The sequence below is a fragment of the Kangiella japonica genome, from assembly GCF_039523535.1.
Taxonomy (GTDB): Bacteria; Pseudomonadota; Gammaproteobacteria; order Enterobacterales; family Kangiellaceae; genus Kangiella; species Kangiella japonica.
Window position 1 is genome coordinate 113403 of sequence record NZ_BAAAFM010000003.1, and the last position, 16426, is coordinate 129828.

11 protein-coding genes are annotated in these 16426 nt (G+C 44.8%); 5 read left to right on the top strand and 6 right to left on the bottom strand.

All coding sequences use genetic code 11. The features are described from left to right. The first annotated feature begins 114 nt into the window (after positions 1–114). Positions 115–792, top strand: coding sequence for a hypothetical protein (locus ABD128_RS03990; protein WP_343986892.1), 678 nt, complete (start codon positions 115–117; stop codon positions 790–792). A gap of 55 nt (positions 793–847) precedes the next feature. On the opposite strand, the gene rlmKL is transcribed toward ABD128_RS03990, so the two are convergent. The 5 genes from rlmKL to ABD128_RS04015 form a co-directional block, all read right to left on the bottom strand. Continuing rightward, a complete protein-coding gene (gene rlmKL / locus ABD128_RS03995; protein WP_343986895.1) occupies positions 848–3007 on the bottom strand; it encodes a bifunctional 23S rRNA (guanine(2069)-N(7))-methyltransferase RlmK/23S rRNA (guanine(2445)-N(2))-methyltransferase RlmL in 2160 nt (719 codons plus the stop codon). Positions 3008–3034: 27 nt separating this feature from the next. Then, positions 3035–4057 carry a quinone-dependent dihydroorotate dehydrogenase gene (locus tag ABD128_RS04000; RefSeq protein ID WP_343986898.1) on the bottom strand — a complete coding sequence of 341 codons (1023 nt, stop codon included), beginning with the start codon at positions 4055–4057 and terminating at the stop codon, positions 3035–3037. Between the two features lie 169 nt (positions 4058–4226). Then, a complete protein-coding gene (gene topA, locus ABD128_RS04005; protein ID WP_343986900.1) occupies positions 4227–6854 on the bottom strand; it encodes a type I DNA topoisomerase in 2628 nt (875 codons plus the stop codon). A gap of 237 nt (positions 6855–7091) precedes the next feature. Further along, complete coding sequence (locus tag ABD128_RS04010; protein WP_343986902.1) at positions 7092–9581, bottom strand: ABC transporter permease; 2490 nt, start codon at positions 9579–9581, stop codon at positions 7092–7094. Positions 9582–9583: 2 nt separating this feature from the next. Further along, complete coding sequence (locus tag ABD128_RS04015; protein ID WP_343986905.1) at positions 9584–10285, bottom strand: ABC transporter ATP-binding protein; 702 nt, start codon at positions 10283–10285, stop codon at positions 9584–9586. Positions 10286–10350: 65 nt separating this feature from the next. Between ABD128_RS04015 and ABD128_RS04020 the strand changes: the two genes are divergently transcribed. Further along, positions 10351–11019: an arylesterase gene (locus ABD128_RS04020; protein ID WP_343986907.1), complete on the top strand. Its 669-nt coding sequence runs from the start codon at positions 10351–10353 to the stop codon at positions 11017–11019. A gap of 65 nt (positions 11020–11084) precedes the next feature. Here the strand turns inward: ABD128_RS04020 and ABD128_RS04025 are convergent, their stop codons facing one another. Then, positions 11085–12293 carry an aspartate aminotransferase family protein gene (locus ABD128_RS04025; RefSeq protein ID WP_343986909.1) on the bottom strand — a complete coding sequence of 403 codons (1209 nt, stop codon included), beginning with the start codon at positions 12291–12293 and terminating at the stop codon, positions 11085–11087. A gap of 232 nt (positions 12294–12525) precedes the next feature. On the opposite strand from ABD128_RS04025, the gene astA reads away from it, so the two are divergent. From astA to astB, 3 genes are read left to right on the top strand one after another with little or no spacing between them, the layout of a single operon-like run. After that, positions 12526–13575, top strand: a complete 1050-nt coding sequence (astA, locus tag ABD128_RS04030) for an arginine N-succinyltransferase (protein WP_343986911.1) — start codon at positions 12526–12528, stop codon at positions 13573–13575. A gap of 15 nt (positions 13576–13590) precedes the next feature. Then, positions 13591–15057: a succinylglutamate-semialdehyde dehydrogenase gene (gene astD / locus ABD128_RS04035; RefSeq protein WP_343986913.1), complete on the top strand. Its 1467-nt coding sequence runs from the start codon at positions 13591–13593 to the stop codon at positions 15055–15057. Beyond that, the gene (astB, locus tag ABD128_RS04040; RefSeq protein ID WP_343986916.1) at positions 15057–16418 is read left to right on the top strand and encodes an N-succinylarginine dihydrolase; all 1362 of its coding nucleotides are present in this window, start codon (positions 15057–15059) and stop codon (positions 16416–16418) included. The genes astD and astB overlap by 1 nt, the downstream gene beginning before the upstream one ends. The last annotated feature ends 8 nt before the right edge of the window (positions 16419–16426 follow it).

A 16426-nucleotide genomic window follows, 5' to 3' on the forward strand; every position in this document is an offset into this window, starting at 1 on the left:
GACATCAATAAGCTCACTTTATCATAATAAGTGTTTAACATTATAAAATTCTTTCCGTATAATTTGATTGAAATTTAATCAAAAACATCACACGACCAAATAGGGGAAACAACCATGGCTAGAAAACCAAGCAAGTCTTCTGCTACGAAATCGAAGTCGTCAAAGGCTCCAACTCTGAAGCAACTTGAAGCTGCTGCTAACAAAGCAAACACTGCAGCAAAAAAAGCTCGTGAAGCTGCTAAAAAAGCAAACGAAAAAGCTAAGGCCGCTGCCAAAAAAGCAAAGGACAAAGCGAACAAAACAAACAAAGCTGCTGCAAAGAAAGCGAAAGACGCAGCACGTAAAGCCAAAACTTTGGTTAACCAAGCCAGCAAAGCACAAGAAAAAGCTAAACAGGCTCTTTCAGATGGTAAAGCAGCAGCTAGAAAGCAAGCAGCTTTAGAAAAAGCCATTGCTAAATTCGAAAAAGATTGGAACGCTAAAGAAGAGAAGAAAGCGAAAGAAGCAGAGAAGAAGCGTATCGCACGTGAAAAAGCTGCTGCTAAAAAAGCTGCCGCTAAAAAGAAAGCTGCAGAGAAAAAGAAAAAAGCGAATGCAGCAGCCAAGAAAAAAGCTCCTGCTAAGAAAAAAGTAGCGACTAAAAAAGCTCTGGCTAAAAAGAAGGCTCCTGCTAAGAAAAAAGCACCAGCCAAAAAGAAAGCCCCAGCTAAGAAAAAGGCGCCTGCTAAGAAAAAAGTAGCTACAAAAAAGAAAGCTCCAGCGAAGAAGCGTGTAACTCCTAAAAAAAAGTAATTCAATTTTAGGTTTTACATAAACGTCAAAAGCCCAGTTTTAGCTGGGCTTTGTTTTATACCTTGTGCTGTATCAACCAACATCGATGATGGTTTTTACTCATCTTAAAGTCTGGTGGCAATGTTTTACCAGTAATCTCATGGATAACAAACTTTTCTTTAAGCGATTCTTCCAACACAAACCTCTTAAAGTTATTCGAGAAATAGAGCTTCCCACCCTGTCTTAAAAGGCTCATGGTTAAGTTAATTAACGTTTTTTGGTCTCTTTGAACATCAAAAGTGTCTTCCATACGTTTAGAATTAGAAAACGTCGGCGGGTCCAAGAAGATCAAATCGTACTGTTTACCACCTTTATTTTCCTCTAACCACTGCATACAATCTGATTGAACGAAAGAGTGACCATAAGGAGAAATCCCGTTTAGACTAAAGTTTTTCTTAGCCCAGTTGATATAGGTGTTCGACATGTCTACAGTCGTTGTTTTAGCGCCACCCATTGCCGCGTAGACACTAACAGAGCCCGTGTAAGCAAATAGGTTAAGGAACCTTTTACCTTCCGCTTCGTTGAATATCATTTTACGAGTCTTGCGGTGATCTAAGAATAGTCCGGTATCGAGATACTGTTTCAAGTTCACTTGGAATTTAAAACCATTCTCTTCAACCACTTTATAATCATCGTCAGCAGTCTGCTGCTTGGTGTATTGTTGCTTTCCTTTCTGCCTTAAACGCTGCTTCAAATGAATATCAGCTTCCGGAATCTCCATTAGACCTGACGTCACACGCACAATTTCTTGCAGACGCTTACGACTGGTTTTCTCTGGCACTTCTTTCGGTGGCATATACTCTTGGATATGGACATCATCACCATACACATCGATAGCTGCGGAGTATTCTGGTAAGTCGGCGTCGTATAGACGGTAGCAAGTTACATCGTTCTGCTTTAAATAAGATTTTAAACGCTGCAGGTTCTTTCGCATGCGGTTCTTTAACATCTCAGCGCCTTCCGACAAACCCTTTTCCCAGTTAGGGTTAACTTTGGTCGGGTCGAACGGTGTATAGTAATTCTCTTTGGTAATCTCGAATAAATACAACTTACAGTCTAAAGCACCGTTCTTAAATTTATATTGCTTGTGGGAACGGACGCCTACAGCTTTCGCAAACTGGTCTTCAGTCGTAATAAATGCCGCATGCCAACCGTCACAGCGCTTCTTCATGTAGTCGCCAAAGTCACGATAAAGTTGAGTAACTTCTTCCTCCTCACCCAATCGCTCTGCATAAGGGGGATTTGAAAGTAGCAATCCTTTTTCACTGATATTCTCAGCTTTAGGCTGGCGAATATCCTGCTCTTCAATCTCAATAAATTCAGCTAAGCCACTCGCACGGCAATTTTCTTCCGCTAAGGGTAAGCTTCGACGGTAGCTATCACTGCCATAAAAGCGATTTGTGAGCTTTTGACGCCCTTGTTCAGCCTCTGCCTTAGCTTCACTTAATATGTCTTGCCATAAGGCTTCATCGTGCTGCTTCCAGCCTAAAAACGCGAAATCGTGATTAAGCAATCCTGGGGCAATGTTTGCCGCCATCATAGCTGCTTCAATCAGCAAGGTGCCACTACCACACATCGGGTCGTGAAAGTCGTAACCCTGCTGCGATAACTCAGGCCAACCGGCACGAATGAGTAGTGCTGCGGCTAAATTTTCTTTAATCGGTGCGCGACCACCCTCTTCTCTGTAACCACGCTGGTTTAAACCATGCCCACAAAGGTCGATACCGACCTTAAGCTGGCTGCCATTAACCACCACATGAACACGATAATCTGGATTTTCTTTATCAATCGACGGACGCTTTTCGTAGCGTTCATTGTAATAATCTACAATGGCGTCTTTGGTCTTTTGACCACCGAACCCCGAGTGACGGATATGTTTATTCTTACGTGCAACGCAACTTACGACAAAAGTTTGATTGAGATCAAAGTGCCAGCTCCACTCGATGCGATTAATCTTTTCATACATCTCATCAACCAACTCGAAGTTGTCCTCTAACAAGCAGAGGTAGACTCGGTTGGCTAAACGCGAGCGTAGACATGCCTTGTAGGCGACCGCAAGGTCTCCCTCAAAGGAAACATGGGTTGGATGTTCTTTAATCTCGCTGGCACCGAAAGTAGCAAGCTCAGTCGCTAATAACGGCTCGACGCCTTTCGGACAAATTGCGTAAAATTGCATAATGATTCTCTATATCACAGTAGCTTCTCAGCTAGCGCTCTTTTTAATGCCTAAAGCGGCATCATGAATTAATTTTGGGCCTTCATAAATAAAGCCAGAATATACTTGTACTAAACTCGCACCGGCTTCTATTTTTTCCACAGCGGTTTCGGCGTTGTGAATCCCACCGACGCCGATAACGGGTATTTTGTGATTCATGGCTTCGACTAAGCTTTTAATCACTTTGGTCGATTGAGTTGTCAATGGTTTACCACTTAAGCCGCCCTGCTCATCGGCATTTTGCATGCCTTCGACTTGGCTCCGATCAAATGTCGTATTGGTGGCAATAACACCATCCAACTCAAACTGGGTAAAGGTTTCAGCCAATTCCTGTATATTATCACTCGATAAGTCAGGAGCAATCTTAATCGCTAATGGCTTGTAGACTCCATACTCTTGGCTTAACTGCACCTGTTTTTCTTTTAAACTTCCAAGCAGAGCCTTTAAAGTCTCACCAAACTGCAAGTCGCGTAAGCCTGGTGTATTTGGCGAGGAGATATTTACCACCATATAATCGGCTTTGGCATAAATTTTTTCCATGCCAATTAAGTAATCATCAACCGCCTTCTCGACCGGAGTATCAAAGTTCTTGCCAATGTTTATCCCTAAGACACCGTTGTATGCAGCCTGATTAACGTTCTCCAATAACTGTTCAACGCCATCGTTGTTAAAGCCCATGCGGTTGACAATCGCCTCAGCTTCTTTGATACGAAACAATCGTGGCTTCGGGTTTCCGGGCTGAGGTCTTGGTGTGACTGTACCAACTTCTACAAAACCAAAGCCGAGACTACCTAAAGCATCAACATATTCACCGTTCTTGTCTAAACCTGCTGCTAAGCCCACACGGTTAGGAAACTTAATCCCCATCACTTCAGCCGGATCGCTAACCATCGGCTTAGCCAACAATCCGCTTAGTTTTAGCTTGTTGGCTAAGTTTAAAGAGTTTAATGACAAATGGTGCGAGCGCTCAGCGTCGAGCTGGAATAGAATAGAACGAAGTAACGAATACATTTTTTACCTAGGAATGACTGTCAATTACAGAAAGGATTGCCGTTATATCGTCACGAGCGATAGCAAGACGCGGCGAAATCCACTTTATAATACGGAGTTTACACTAGTAATCGAGTAATTATAAAGTGGATTTGAACAAAGTATGGCTGAGCGCAGTAGATATAACCAGTTATTCTTTTTCCTGCCACTTACCATTCTTATAAAAAGCAGCCCAACCACTCGCTTTGCCGTCTTCCTTAACTCCAGCCACATACTGCTCTTTAGTCTTACGGCTGAATTTAACGAATGTGCGGTTACCATCAGGATCTTCGGTTGGCGCTTTTGCTAAAAACTTGTATTTAGGATCAAGCTGATCGGCGACTAACTTAACCTCATCAACCGCAGGAGCTCGAGTTTCACGATTTTTAGGGAACTTGCTCGCTGCTAGGAAGATTCCGGCAGCACCATCGCGCAAGACATAGTGATCGTCTACTTTTTCACATTTTAAATCAGGCATTGGAATGGGATCGGCCTTCGGTGGCGCAGGTTCGCCATTCTTCAAAAGTTTGCGTGTATTCTTACAATCTTCGTTAGTACAGCCAAAGTACTTACCAAAACGCCCTGTTTTAAGTTGCATTTCACTACCGCACTTATCACAGTCTAAGACAGGACCATCGTAACCTTTGATTTTATACTCGCCTTTCTCGACTTCGTATCCGTCACAGTCTGGGTTGTTACCACAAATAAATAGCTTGGTTTGTTCATCCACCAAATAATCATCCATGGTTGAATTGCATTTCGGACAACGCTTACGACTATGCAGGTAACGCGCCTCTTCGTCCTCGTCAGCAGCCACAAACTCTTCGCCTGGAATAAGGTTGACCGTATGCTTACAACGCTCCTTAGGAGGCAGTGAATACCCGGTACACCCTAAGAATACGCCAGTGCTAGCATTTCGAATAGCAAGATTATGCTCGCCACATTTTCCACATTGTATCTCTGTTTCCACAGCTTCATTGCGACGCATACCACCTTCGTCTTGCGACTGGTCGGCTTTTGCTAATTGCTCAGAGAATTCTTGATAAAACTCATCGAGGGTAATTCGCCAATCAGCACGCCCCTTGGCAATCTCATCAAGATGCTTTTCCATGGTCGCAGTAAAGGAGTAATCCAATAAATCGTCAAAGCTCTCTACTAAACGATCGGTAACGATCTCACCCATCTTCTGGGCATAGAAGCGCTTGTTTTCTAAGCGTACATAGCCGCGATCTTGAATCGTCGAGATAATCGACGCATAAGTCGAAGGTCGTCCGATACCGCGTTTTTCCAACTCTTTAACCAAGGCAGCTTCTGAGAAACGCGCAGGCGGTTTAGTGAAGTGTTGCTTAGGATCGAGCTTTTGTAATTTAAGCTCTTCGCCTTCTGTGACGTTTGGTAACTCTTGATCTTCTTTGCTACGGCTTTGCATTGGCTGCACTTTTGTCCAACCATCAAACCTCATAACACGACCACGAGCTCTAAGCTCATAATCACCTGCAGTGATTTTAAGGCTCGTTACATCGAACTCTGCTGGCATCATTTGGCAGGCAACGAACTGGCGCCAAATTAGTTCATATAGACGCTCAGCGTCTTTTTCCATGTTCTTCAGTTGTGTCACACGAACATTAACATCTGACGGACGGATAGCTTCGTGCGCTTCTTGTGCGCCTTCCTTGCTTGAATAAACATTCGGATCTTTAGGAAGGTATTTCGCACCATAGTTGTCATTAATATGATCACGGCAAGCTGAAACGGCATCGGCGCTTAAGTTCATGGAGTCGGTACGCATGTAGGTAATGTAACCCGCTTCGTACAAACGCTGTGCCATCATCATGGTTTTCTTAACGCCATAACCTAAACGCGTGCTCGCTGCTTGTTGCAATGTAGACGTAATAAAAGGCTTTGGCGCTTTGCTTTTTTGTGGCTTATCTTCTCGCGAGGATACGCTGTATTTGTGCTTTTTAAGCTCTGCTAATGCTGCGTTTGTGTCTGCTTCATTAGTGGGTTTAAACGTTTTACCCTGGTGCTTGCTCACCATTAAGCGCAGCTCATTATCACTCTGCGTTAACGTATCTGCATGCACATCCCAATATTCCTCAGGGATGAAGGCTCGAATCTCACGTTCGCGCTCGACCAATAAGCGAACCGCGACTGACTGCACACGTCCCGCGGATAAACCACGAGATATTTTACGCCACAACAACGGCGACACCATAAAGCCAACCACGCGGTCAAGGAATCGACGCGCCTGCTGAGCATGAACGTAATTCATATCCAATATGCCCGGCTTTTTAAAAGCTTCTTGAATCGCTTTTTTGGTAATTTCGTTGAAGATAACGCGTTTGAAGCGACTATCGTCGCCACCTAAGGATTCACGAAGGTGCCAAGCAATGGCCTCTCCTTCTCTATCCAAATCCGTCGCGAGATAGATTTCGTCAGCATCTTTAGCTAACTTTTTTAATTCGTTAAGTACTTTCTCTTTACCTGGAAGCACTTCATAGGTTGCATCCCAACCCGCTTCTGGATTAATCCCCATGCGATCAAACAAAGCTTTTTTCTCTTTTCGAGCTTTATGTTTAATCTTTTCTTCAGGCGATAGTTTTCGCGTCTCAGCTGCTTTTCGGGCACGCTCTTTTGCATCGACAGGTTTCTTTTTTCCACCAGTCGGCAAATCACGGATATGACCAACACTGGACTTAACCACGAAATCATTACCAAGATATTTATTAATGGTTTTCGCCTTTGCTGGCGACTCCACTATCACTAAGGATTTACCCATAATCAAATTTTCTACTTATAATCAATAAGTTATACAAAGCCAGTTAACATAAAGTTATTGATAACCAAGATAACCAGGTAGTAAATATGCAAAAAAACAGGGCAACTTCAATGGGCTGGCCTGTCTATCCTTTTTTATTAATAACAACCAAAGATGGTCAATGTCTACCTTTATTTTTCTTTAGGCGTCTTTTTGTTGGCCTGCCCACGGCACCTAAAGCAGGCCAAATATCAAATTTTAGAGTTCTCGCAATACCTGATGAGCAGGTTGGTTTAATAGGTGTCTTAAGCCAAGCCATCCAACAATTCCTATAAAACTCACGCTGATTAATGGGACGCCTAGCCAATACCAAGGGTGGAGTACGAGTTCGATATTAAATGCTTGTGAATACAATATATTCACGAGCACTTCACCACCGATAACGCCTAGCAAGCCAGAGAAGAGTCCAAGTAGCGCAAGCTCAGCCAGAATACTCGCTCGGATAAACTTCTTCCTCGCGCCTAATGCTTTTAGCAGTGTGGCCGACAGTAAGCGCTCTTCACGACTAACCTGTAACACAGCGTATAACACAGCAACCCCAGCGAGTAGCACGAACAGCATAATAAACTCTACCGCCATGGTGACTTGATCCAGAATGGACTGGACCTGCGCCATGATTGCGTCGAGCTCGATAATGGTGACCGTCGGCATGGCTTTCAAGATCTGATTAAGAACTTTCTTATCTTCAAGCGGTAAATAAAAGCTAGTGATATAGCTCGCTGGGAAGTCGTCTAAAGTGCCGGGTTCAAAAATAATAAAGAAGTTTGGTTGAAACGAGTCCCATTGGATTGAACGAAGGTTGGTGATCTCACCCTTGATTTCTAAACCACCAATAGAAAAGGTTAAAACATCGCCTAACTCTAAACCCAAACGCTCAGCGAGCTCTTCACCGACAGAAAGCTCAGTTCGACCATCGTTTGCGCTGGTTTCAGACCACCACCGCCCTTTGGTCACTTCATTCGCTTCTGGGACATCCGCAGTCCAGGTTAAATTTAGCTCGCGCCTAACTGCTCCAGTGCGACGCTGGTTTTCATCCAGCGCCTCTTCTAGCGTCATATCATTCAAGCCAACCACTCGTCCACGCACCATTGGATAAATCCCTTCTGTGCTGACATTATTTTGCTTGAGTAAGCTTTCTAAAGGCTCGACTTCTTGCTCTTGGACATTAATCAAAAAGTGATTCGGAGCATTGTCGGGAAGCTGACTTTGCCATTCGCTGAGCAATTCACTGCGTAACAGTACCGTGGATAGCATGATAATAAAAGCTAAGCCAAATGCACTGATCTGACTGATGGTAAATGCAGGATACTGTTTCAATTGGCCAACGCCAAAGCGTACCGCTAATGAGCCTCGCTTACCGAGCCACACGCCAATTTTGAATATAAACCAAGCGATTAAACGAATTAATAAATACGTCACCACCGCCACAGCCAACAAAATACCGACAAGCAGTAGTGAATTACTTTGCCACCACATCAAAAGCGCCATCACGCCGATAGAAAGCAAGTAAATAATCCAGCTCGACATGGCACGAGGGAGTAATTCTTTGCGCAAAACCCTCAATGGTGGCACTTTAGCAATTTGCAAAAACGCCGGTAAGGCAAAACCCAATAAAACGACCAGACCACTTAAGGAACCAGTTACTACTGGCGTTAAGCTGATCCCCACCATAGGCTTTGGCAATACATCGGAAAACTGATTGATAACTAACGACTGTAAGCCAAGTCCTAATGCTAGGCCTAGCCCTGAACCTATCACACCTATCATCAGTAGTTGCCACAAATAAAGTTTATGGACTTGGCGAATTTGCATCCCTAAACAGCGATAAATCGCCGAATAATCAAAGTGCCGTTGGCTATAACGACCAGCAGCCACCGCAATCGCCACACCCGCTAGCACCACTGAAATTAAGCTCGCTAAACGCAAGAAAGTCTCCGCACGTTCAAGCGCAGCCTTTAGTGCAGGCGTGCCTTCTTTTCCGCCGGTGATCCTTTGGGTCGAGTTCTTTTGTTCTTTTAACCATTGAATATAGGGTTCGCGAACAGCAGGCTCACCAGCTATAAAGAGTGTATAACTGAGGCGACTGCCTTCTTGAACAATATTCGCTTTCGCTACGTCTTCTTGATTGATCAAAACTTTAGGCGCAATATTAAACACTTCGCTGGCTTGTCCTGGCGCTGCAACTATAACGCCATCAACAGTTAGCTGAATCGAACCGAAATCAACTTTATCGCCAACTTCTACCCCCAAAACACCTAATATTCTGGGTTCAAGCCAGATAGTTCCAGCCTTCGGTTGTGCTTGTTGCACCACACCTTGAGTAAAAGGTTTTTCCGCAATTTCGATAGTGCCCTTTAATGGGAACTTACCGCCTAAAGCCCTAACGCTAACGAGTTGAAAGTTATCGCCGCTCGACAACACAGTGGCGAAAGATTGTGAGCGCGTGATATCCAACCCATCGCTTAAGCCTCGCTCAATCCACTCAGATTCAACCGGTCTTGGTGATTCAAAAGTATAGTCCGCTCCTAAAAACTCGCTGCTTTGCTCGCCCATGGCTCGGTGCACACGATCGGTAATCGAACCAATTGCTACCATCGCCATCACGGCAATAGTCAAGGCGAATAACAAAACCTTAACTTCGCCAGCATTCCAGTCGCGGCGGAACGTTCTAAACGCCATTCGCAACATAATTACAGCTCCGCAGTTTTGTCTAAAGCAGCATTGGAAGCTTCATCAGCCACTACTTTACCGCCCTCAAGGCGCACTATTCTTTGGCAGCGCTCAGCAAGACGATTATCATGGGTCACGAGCACTAGAGTTGTACCTAGCTGCTTATTTAAATCAAACAATAAATCACTAATCTTATCGCCATTCTCACTATCAAGGTTACCCGTCGGCTCATCGGCAAAGAGAATTTTTGGCTCACTTGCAAAAGCTCTCGCAATGGCAACACGTTGCTGTTCACCACCAGAAAGCTGATTTGGATAATGGTGCAAGCGCTCTATTAAGCCAACCTTCTCCAATAACTCGGTGGCGCGCTCTTTTGCACGATTCTGTTCCTTAAGCTCAATCGGCAGCATCACATTTTCTAGAGCACTCAAACCTGGAAGTAAATGAAATGACTGAAAGACAAAACCCACGTGTTGCGCACGAACGGCTGCCCGCTGGTCTTCATCTAGTTGATGCAGGGGCTCTTGTGCCAAGTGAACTTCGCCACTTGTTGGTAGGTCCAATCCTGCTAGTAACGACAACAAAGTTGACTTGCCGGAACCCGACACCCCAACAATCGCGACAGTATCTTGTTCATTTACGGTTAAACTAACGTCAGATAGAATGGTCAAACCTTGACCTTGTGAGTTAACAGTTTTTGTTAATTCTTTTGTTCGTAGCATAATGTTCGATAAACCTTGAGATAATGATTTCGATAATGAGTCTTAAAATTAACAGCAAACTTACCATGTTTCAGAAACTTTTTGCCCAATTTTTGTTTCCAGTTGTTTCAGCCCTGACTTTGATGTTGGCACTTCCCGCTCACGCGGAGACGACTGAGAAGGGTAAGATTCTTGTCTTAGGCGACAGCCTAAGTTCTGGCTATAACTTTAGCCCTGATAGAACATGGGTAGCTTTATTAGATACCAAGCTTAGTGAAGAAAACATCAATTACCAAGTCATTAATAGTAGCATCAGCGGCGATACGACGACTCAAGGCTTACAACGACTGCCCAAATTACTCGAGGTTCATCAACCTGACGTTGTAATCATCGAGCTTGGTGGTAACGATGGCCTTCGAGGCTTTCCGCCGAACACCATCAAACAGAACCTCAACAAGCTAGTCACCCTATCGCAACAAGCTAATGCTGACGTTTTATTATTGGGCATTCAGATCCCGCCCAATTATGGCCAAAAATACGCCCAAGCATTCTTTAATAACTATCAGCAGATAGCCGACGTTAGCCAGATTGCCCTCGTGCCCTTCTTTCTAGAAAACGTCGGGGGTAAAGACGAACTGATGCAAGATGACGGCATTCACCCCAATGAAAAAGCACAACCGATTCTTTTAGAGAACGTCTGGCCGAAAGTGCGGGAAGTGTTGGAATTTCCAGTTGACAGTTCAGTCGAGCCATAAAAGAACTCACTTACAAAAAAGGCTCCACAAAGGAGCCTTTTTTAGATCACTTTGGATTACAAGAGTTAACCTACCAACTCTGCAATACCTTTTTCAAAACGTGCTAGACCTTCTTCGATATCAGCATCAGTAATGTTTGCCGCAGGTGCAAAACGTACAACGTCCGCGCCAGCTACAAGGCACATAACGCCGTTCGCCCAACCAGCTTCTAGGAATTTACGTGCTTTTCCTTTCCACTCGTCAGATAGTACCGCGCCTAACAACATGCCTTTACCACGAACTTCTGAGAATACGCCGTATTTCTCACCAATCGCTTCAAGACCACTCTTAATCTTAGCGCTTTGCTCTTTAACTTGAGTCATCATTTCAGGCGTGTTAATCGCTTCTAGTACCGCTAGCGATACCGCACAACCTAATGGGTTACCGCCGTAAGTGCTACCGTGAGTACCTGGTACTAAGCTCGCAGCAATTTTAGTCGTGGTTAGCATAGCGCCGATTGGGAAACCACCGCCCATAGACTTAGCTGTAGTTAAGATGTCTGGAGTAACGCCCATGCTCATGTAGGCATACAAATCGCCCGTACGACCAAAGCCCGTTTGAACTTCATCGAATACTAACAATGCATTGTGCTTGTCGCATAGCTCACGAACTTCTTTGACGAATTCTGGGTCGGCTGGAATGATACCGCCTTCACCTTGAATCGGCTCCATCACTACGGCACACGTTTTGTCAGAAATTAGTGCTTTGAACGATTCAATGTTGTTATATTCAGCGTGTAGAATACCACCTGGTAATGGCTCGAAGCCTTCTGTGTATTTTGGCTGACCACCGACACAAACCGTGAATAATGTACGACCATGGAAGGATTTAGCAAAAGAGATGATGTCGCTTTTCTCTGCACCATAGTTATCGTGGGCATAACGACGAGCAAGCTTAAAGGCTGCTTCGTTCGCTTCACCACCAGAGTTAGCGAAGAATACTTTGTCGGCGAAAGTCGCTTTAGTCAGTTCGTCGGCTAGCTTTAGCGCTGGTTTGTTAGTGAATACGTTACTTAAGTGCCAGATTTTGTCAGCTTGGTCTTTAAGCGCTTTAACCATTCCTGGGTGGTTATGACCAAGGATGCTTACCGCGATACCGCCAGCGAAATCTACGTATTCATTGCCGTTCTGATCCCATACTCGCGAACCTTCTCCACGCTCAGGTAGAATTTCTGAAGGATTATAGTTTGGAACCATGACCTCATCGAAGGTCGCTCTAGTATAGTTGTCGGACATAAAAACCCCTTTATTTGTCTAAGCTGTCAATTTCAGCTTTACATATTCATCAAAGTTAAGGCGGACATGATCCCTTTTTTAAAGTCAAAATTCCAGCCTTTGCTGGAAAAATCATGCCAATTCCTTCAAAATAGCTCTTTTACTCGGGTGAGCTTTTCGTCTATCATCCGCATTCTCTATTTTCAAATACTAAATGATATAGTACTAATATAAGGATTTAGGCCGCACTGTTATGGTAATTCGCCCAGCACAAAGCACTGATTTAGAAGACATTTTAGAGTTAGCCGCCAGCGCTGGCACCGGGCTGACAACTCTACCAAATAACCCTGATACGATTTCGAAAAAAATCGACAATTCTCGGAAGGCGCTTTCGCAAGACGTAAAGCAGCCAGGTTCTGATTATTATTTCTTTGTGCTAGAAGACAGTGAAGAAAGAAAAGTTATCGGTACGAGCGCCCTAGTTTCGGCCGTGGGACTGGACGATGCTTTCTTTAGTTACAAGCTTGGCACGCAAGTTAGCGTGAGCCCCGACCTTGGTGTCTATAATCACCACAAAATTCTTACCTTAGGTAACGATTACACCGGCGCGACCGAGATTGCCACGCTGTTTTTAGCAGAAGGGCATCGCGGTGGACACAATGGCCACTTACTCTCCAAGTCACGCTTTTTATTCTTAGCAGATCACCCTGAGCGTTTCTCAGAAAAGGTTATTGCTGAGATGCGTGGATATTCAGACGATCATGGTTACTCGCCGTTTTGGGAAGCCCTTGGTAAGCGCTTCTTTAAGATGGATTTTGCTAAAGCCGACGCGGTTCGTGGCTTAGGAAGTACTACCTTTATTTCAGAGCTAATGCCGAAATACCCTATTTACGTCGATATGTTGCCAGAAGAAGCACGTGCAGTGATCGGCCGAGTACACCCAGATACAGCTCCAGCATTGTCACTTTTAAAGAGAGAAGGCTTTACACATCAAAACTACGTAGACATCTTTGATGGTGGCCCAACGGTTGAAGTTCAGAGAAATGCCATCAGAACTGTAGCTCATAGTCACATTGTTGAGCTGGTTGCTGGTGAACTCAGTGGCAACACCTTGCCAATTATGATCAGCAACCGTAAATTAAAAGACTATCGATGCATCGTGGCGCAAAGTCGCCTAGAGGGTGAGCAATTAATGATTCCTCAGTCCTCGATTGACGCGCTTGGTTTAAGCGCCGGTGACACAGTCAGAGCTGTAGAGCTATTTGATAAACGCAGGTCGCTACGCTCGAACAAAACTCAATAAATTCAGGTTTATTATATGTTGCATAAAAACTTATTCATCAATAATCAATGGCTTGCTGGTGAAGGCGAGACATTCAAATCCATTAACCCTGCTGATGGCAGCACTGTTTGGGAGTCGACTAGCGCGACAGCTGAGCAGGTCAACGACGCCATCATGGCCGCGCAAAAAGCGGGCTGGGAATGGAGCCAGTACAGTCTTGATGACCGTATTGCAATCATCAAGAAGTTTGAGCAGCTTGTCAGAGACAATAAAGAAAAGATTGCCGAATTGATTTCTCAAGAAACGGGTAAACCGTTTTGGGAAACCTTAACCGAAGCAGGCGCGATGGCGGGTAAAATTGATATTTCAATTAAAGCCTACCATGAGCGTACGGGCATCAAAGAGACTGAAACCGCGTCAGGGCAAACCGCTGTGCGCCATAAGCCACACGGTGTTTTAGCTGTATTTGGACCATACAACTTCCCAGCGCACCTGCCGAATGGCCATATCGTTCCAGCGCTAATTGCAGGTAATACTATCGTCTTTAAACCAAGCGAACTGACTCCAGCGGTAGCTGAGCTCACCATTCGCTTGTGGGAAGCTGCCGGATTACCAGAAGGCGTCATCAACCTTGTACAAGGTGAAGTTGAAACAGGCATCGCCCTAGCCAACCACCCACAAGTTGACGGGATTCTGTTCACTGGTAGTGAGACTGTTGGTAAGATATTACACAGACAGCTTGGCGGCGAGCCAGGTAAAGTCTTAGCGCTAGAAATGGGCGGTAATAACCCATTAATCGTAGGCGAGATTAACGATGTAAACGGTGCTGTTTACCACACCATCCAATCAGCATTTATCTCAGCGGGGCAGCGTTGTACGTGCGCACGTCGCTTGTTTATCCCTAAAACTAGCGAAGGCGATATCTTCCTAGAAAAGCTGACTGAAGCGACAGCCAATATCCGCGTTAGCCATTATAACGACGATAACCAACCATTCATGGGGCCAGTGGTTTCAGAAAAAGCCGCGCTAGATTTAATAGCAGCCCAAGACAAGCTTCTAGCTAAAGGTGCAAAAGCACTGGTCAAAATGGAACACTTAGAAAAAGGCACTGGTTTTGTGAACCCTGCAATTCTAGACGTTACAGGTGTTGAGCTTGAGGACGAAGAATACTTCGGCCCACTGCTACAAGTGATCCGTTATGATGAATTTGAAGACGCGATTGTTGAAGGTAACAATACTCGCTTTGGTTTATCAGCAGGTTTACTAAGCGATAACAGAGCCCAATTCGACGAATTCTATACGAAAATTCGCGCGGGCATCGTAAATTGGAATAACCAAACGACAGGTGCCGCCGGCACTGCACCGTTTGGCGGGGTAGGTAATTCAGGCAACCATAAGCCAAGTGCTTATTACGCAGCAGACTACTGTGCGTATCCGGTTGCATCCATCGAGAACAATGCATGTTCTTTACCTGAAAACCTAACACCTGGAGTAAAACTTTAATGAGCAGTAAGGCTTTTGAGTTTAACTTTGATGGCCTCGTAGGGCCAACGCATAATTATGCAGGTTTGTCTCACGGTAACGTTGCTTCAACGTCCAACGCAAACTTAGTCGCAAAACCTAAAGAAGCCGCCAAGCAAGGTCTCGCTAAAATGAAAGCCTTGCATGACATGGGGCTAAAGCAAGGCGTTTTAGCGCCTATGGAGCGTCCTGACGTCCATACGTTGCGTAAACTAGGTTTTACCGGTAGCGATGCACAAGTTATTATCAAAGCCTCAAAGCAAGCTCCTAAAGTCCTTGCGGCTTGTAGTTCAGCGTCTAGCATGTGGACTGCAAACGCTTGCACTATGGCGCCATCGAGCGATACTAGCGACGGTAAAGCTCACTTCACACCTGCCAACCTAGCCAACAAGTTCCACCGCTCGATTGAACACGCCACAACAGGTCGTATTTTGCAGGCTATGTTCAAAGAAGAAAAACACTTTGTCCACCACCCTGCTTTGCCTATGGGCGATCATTTTGGTGACGAAGGTGCGGCTAATCATACTCGTTTTGTCGACATCAACGCCGAGAAGGGTTATGGCAAGAAAGGCTTACACTTTTTCGTCTACGGCAAGCATGCCTTCGATAACACTAAACCTGCGCCACACAAATACCCTGCCCGTCAAAGCTTTGAAGCTTCCCAAGCGATTTCACGCTTGCACCAGCTTGATATGGATAACACAGTTTTTGCCCAGCAAAACCCTCATGTCATTGATAAAGGCGTTTTTCATAACGACGTCATCGCTGTTGGTAACGGCAACGTACTATTCGCTCACCAAAAAGCTTTCTTGAATCAAATGCAGGTTTATACCGATCTTGAGCAAGCTTTTGACGGCGAAGAGTTCCACGTGGTTGAAGTTGGAGCTGGCGATGTATCGATTGAAGACGCGGTTAAATCTTACTTATTTAATAGCCAGCTGATCACTAAAGACAATGGTGATATGGCAATTATCGCTCCAGGCGAGTGTGAAACAATTCCTTCTGTCAAAGAATACCTCGATTGGTTAGTTGAGCAAGATACGCCGATTAAAGAAGTGAAAATCTTCGACGTTAAACAATCAATGCAAAACGGCGGCGGTCCAGCGTGCTTGCGTCAACGAGTTGTGCTTAATGAAACTGAGATTTCAGCGATGAACCAGAACGTGTTAATGTCTGACGAGTTATTCGCAGAGCTCAACACCTGGGTTGATAAACATTATCGTGACACTCTGGAAGAAGACGATCTGGCCGATCCAAGCTTACTGACTGAGTCGCGCACTGCTTTAGATGAGCTTACTCAGATTTTAAACCTAGGTTCTGTATATCCTTTCCAGCTGGATTAAACTTTTAA

Bases quoted from the DNA above. Each gene is read 5' to 3' on its own strand.
- ABD128_RS03990 (WP_343986892.1), top strand. From the start codon at position 115: ATGGCTAGAAAACCAAGCAAGTCTTCTGCTACGAAATCGAAGTCGTCA.
- rlmKL (WP_343986895.1), bottom strand. From the start codon at position 3,007: ATGCAATTTTACGCAATTTGTCCGAAAGGCGTCGAGCCGTTATTAGCG.
- ABD128_RS04000 (WP_343986898.1), bottom strand. From the start codon at position 4,057: ATGTATTCGTTACTTCGTTCTATTCTATTCCAGCTCGACGCTGAGCGC.
- topA (WP_343986900.1), bottom strand. From the start codon at position 6,854: ATGGGTAAATCCTTAGTGATAGTGGAGTCGCCAGCAAAGGCGAAAACC.
- ABD128_RS04010 (WP_343986902.1), bottom strand. From the start codon at position 9,581: ATGTTGCGAATGGCGTTTAGAACGTTCCGCCGCGACTGGAATGCTGGC.
- ABD128_RS04015 (WP_343986905.1), bottom strand. From the start codon at position 10,285: ATGCTACGAACAAAAGAATTAACAAAAACTGTTAACTCACAAGGTCAA.
- ABD128_RS04020 (WP_343986907.1), top strand. From the start codon at position 10,351: ATGTTTCAGAAACTTTTTGCCCAATTTTTGTTTCCAGTTGTTTCAGCC.
- ABD128_RS04025 (WP_343986909.1), bottom strand. From the start codon at position 12,293: ATGTCCGACAACTATACTAGAGCGACCTTCGATGAGGTCATGGTTCCA.
- astA (WP_343986911.1), top strand. From the start codon at position 12,526: ATGGTAATTCGCCCAGCACAAAGCACTGATTTAGAAGACATTTTAGAG.
- astD (WP_343986913.1), top strand. From the start codon at position 13,591: ATGTTGCATAAAAACTTATTCATCAATAATCAATGGCTTGCTGGTGAA.
- astB (WP_343986916.1), top strand. From the start codon at position 15,057: ATGAGCAGTAAGGCTTTTGAGTTTAACTTTGATGGCCTCGTAGGGCCA.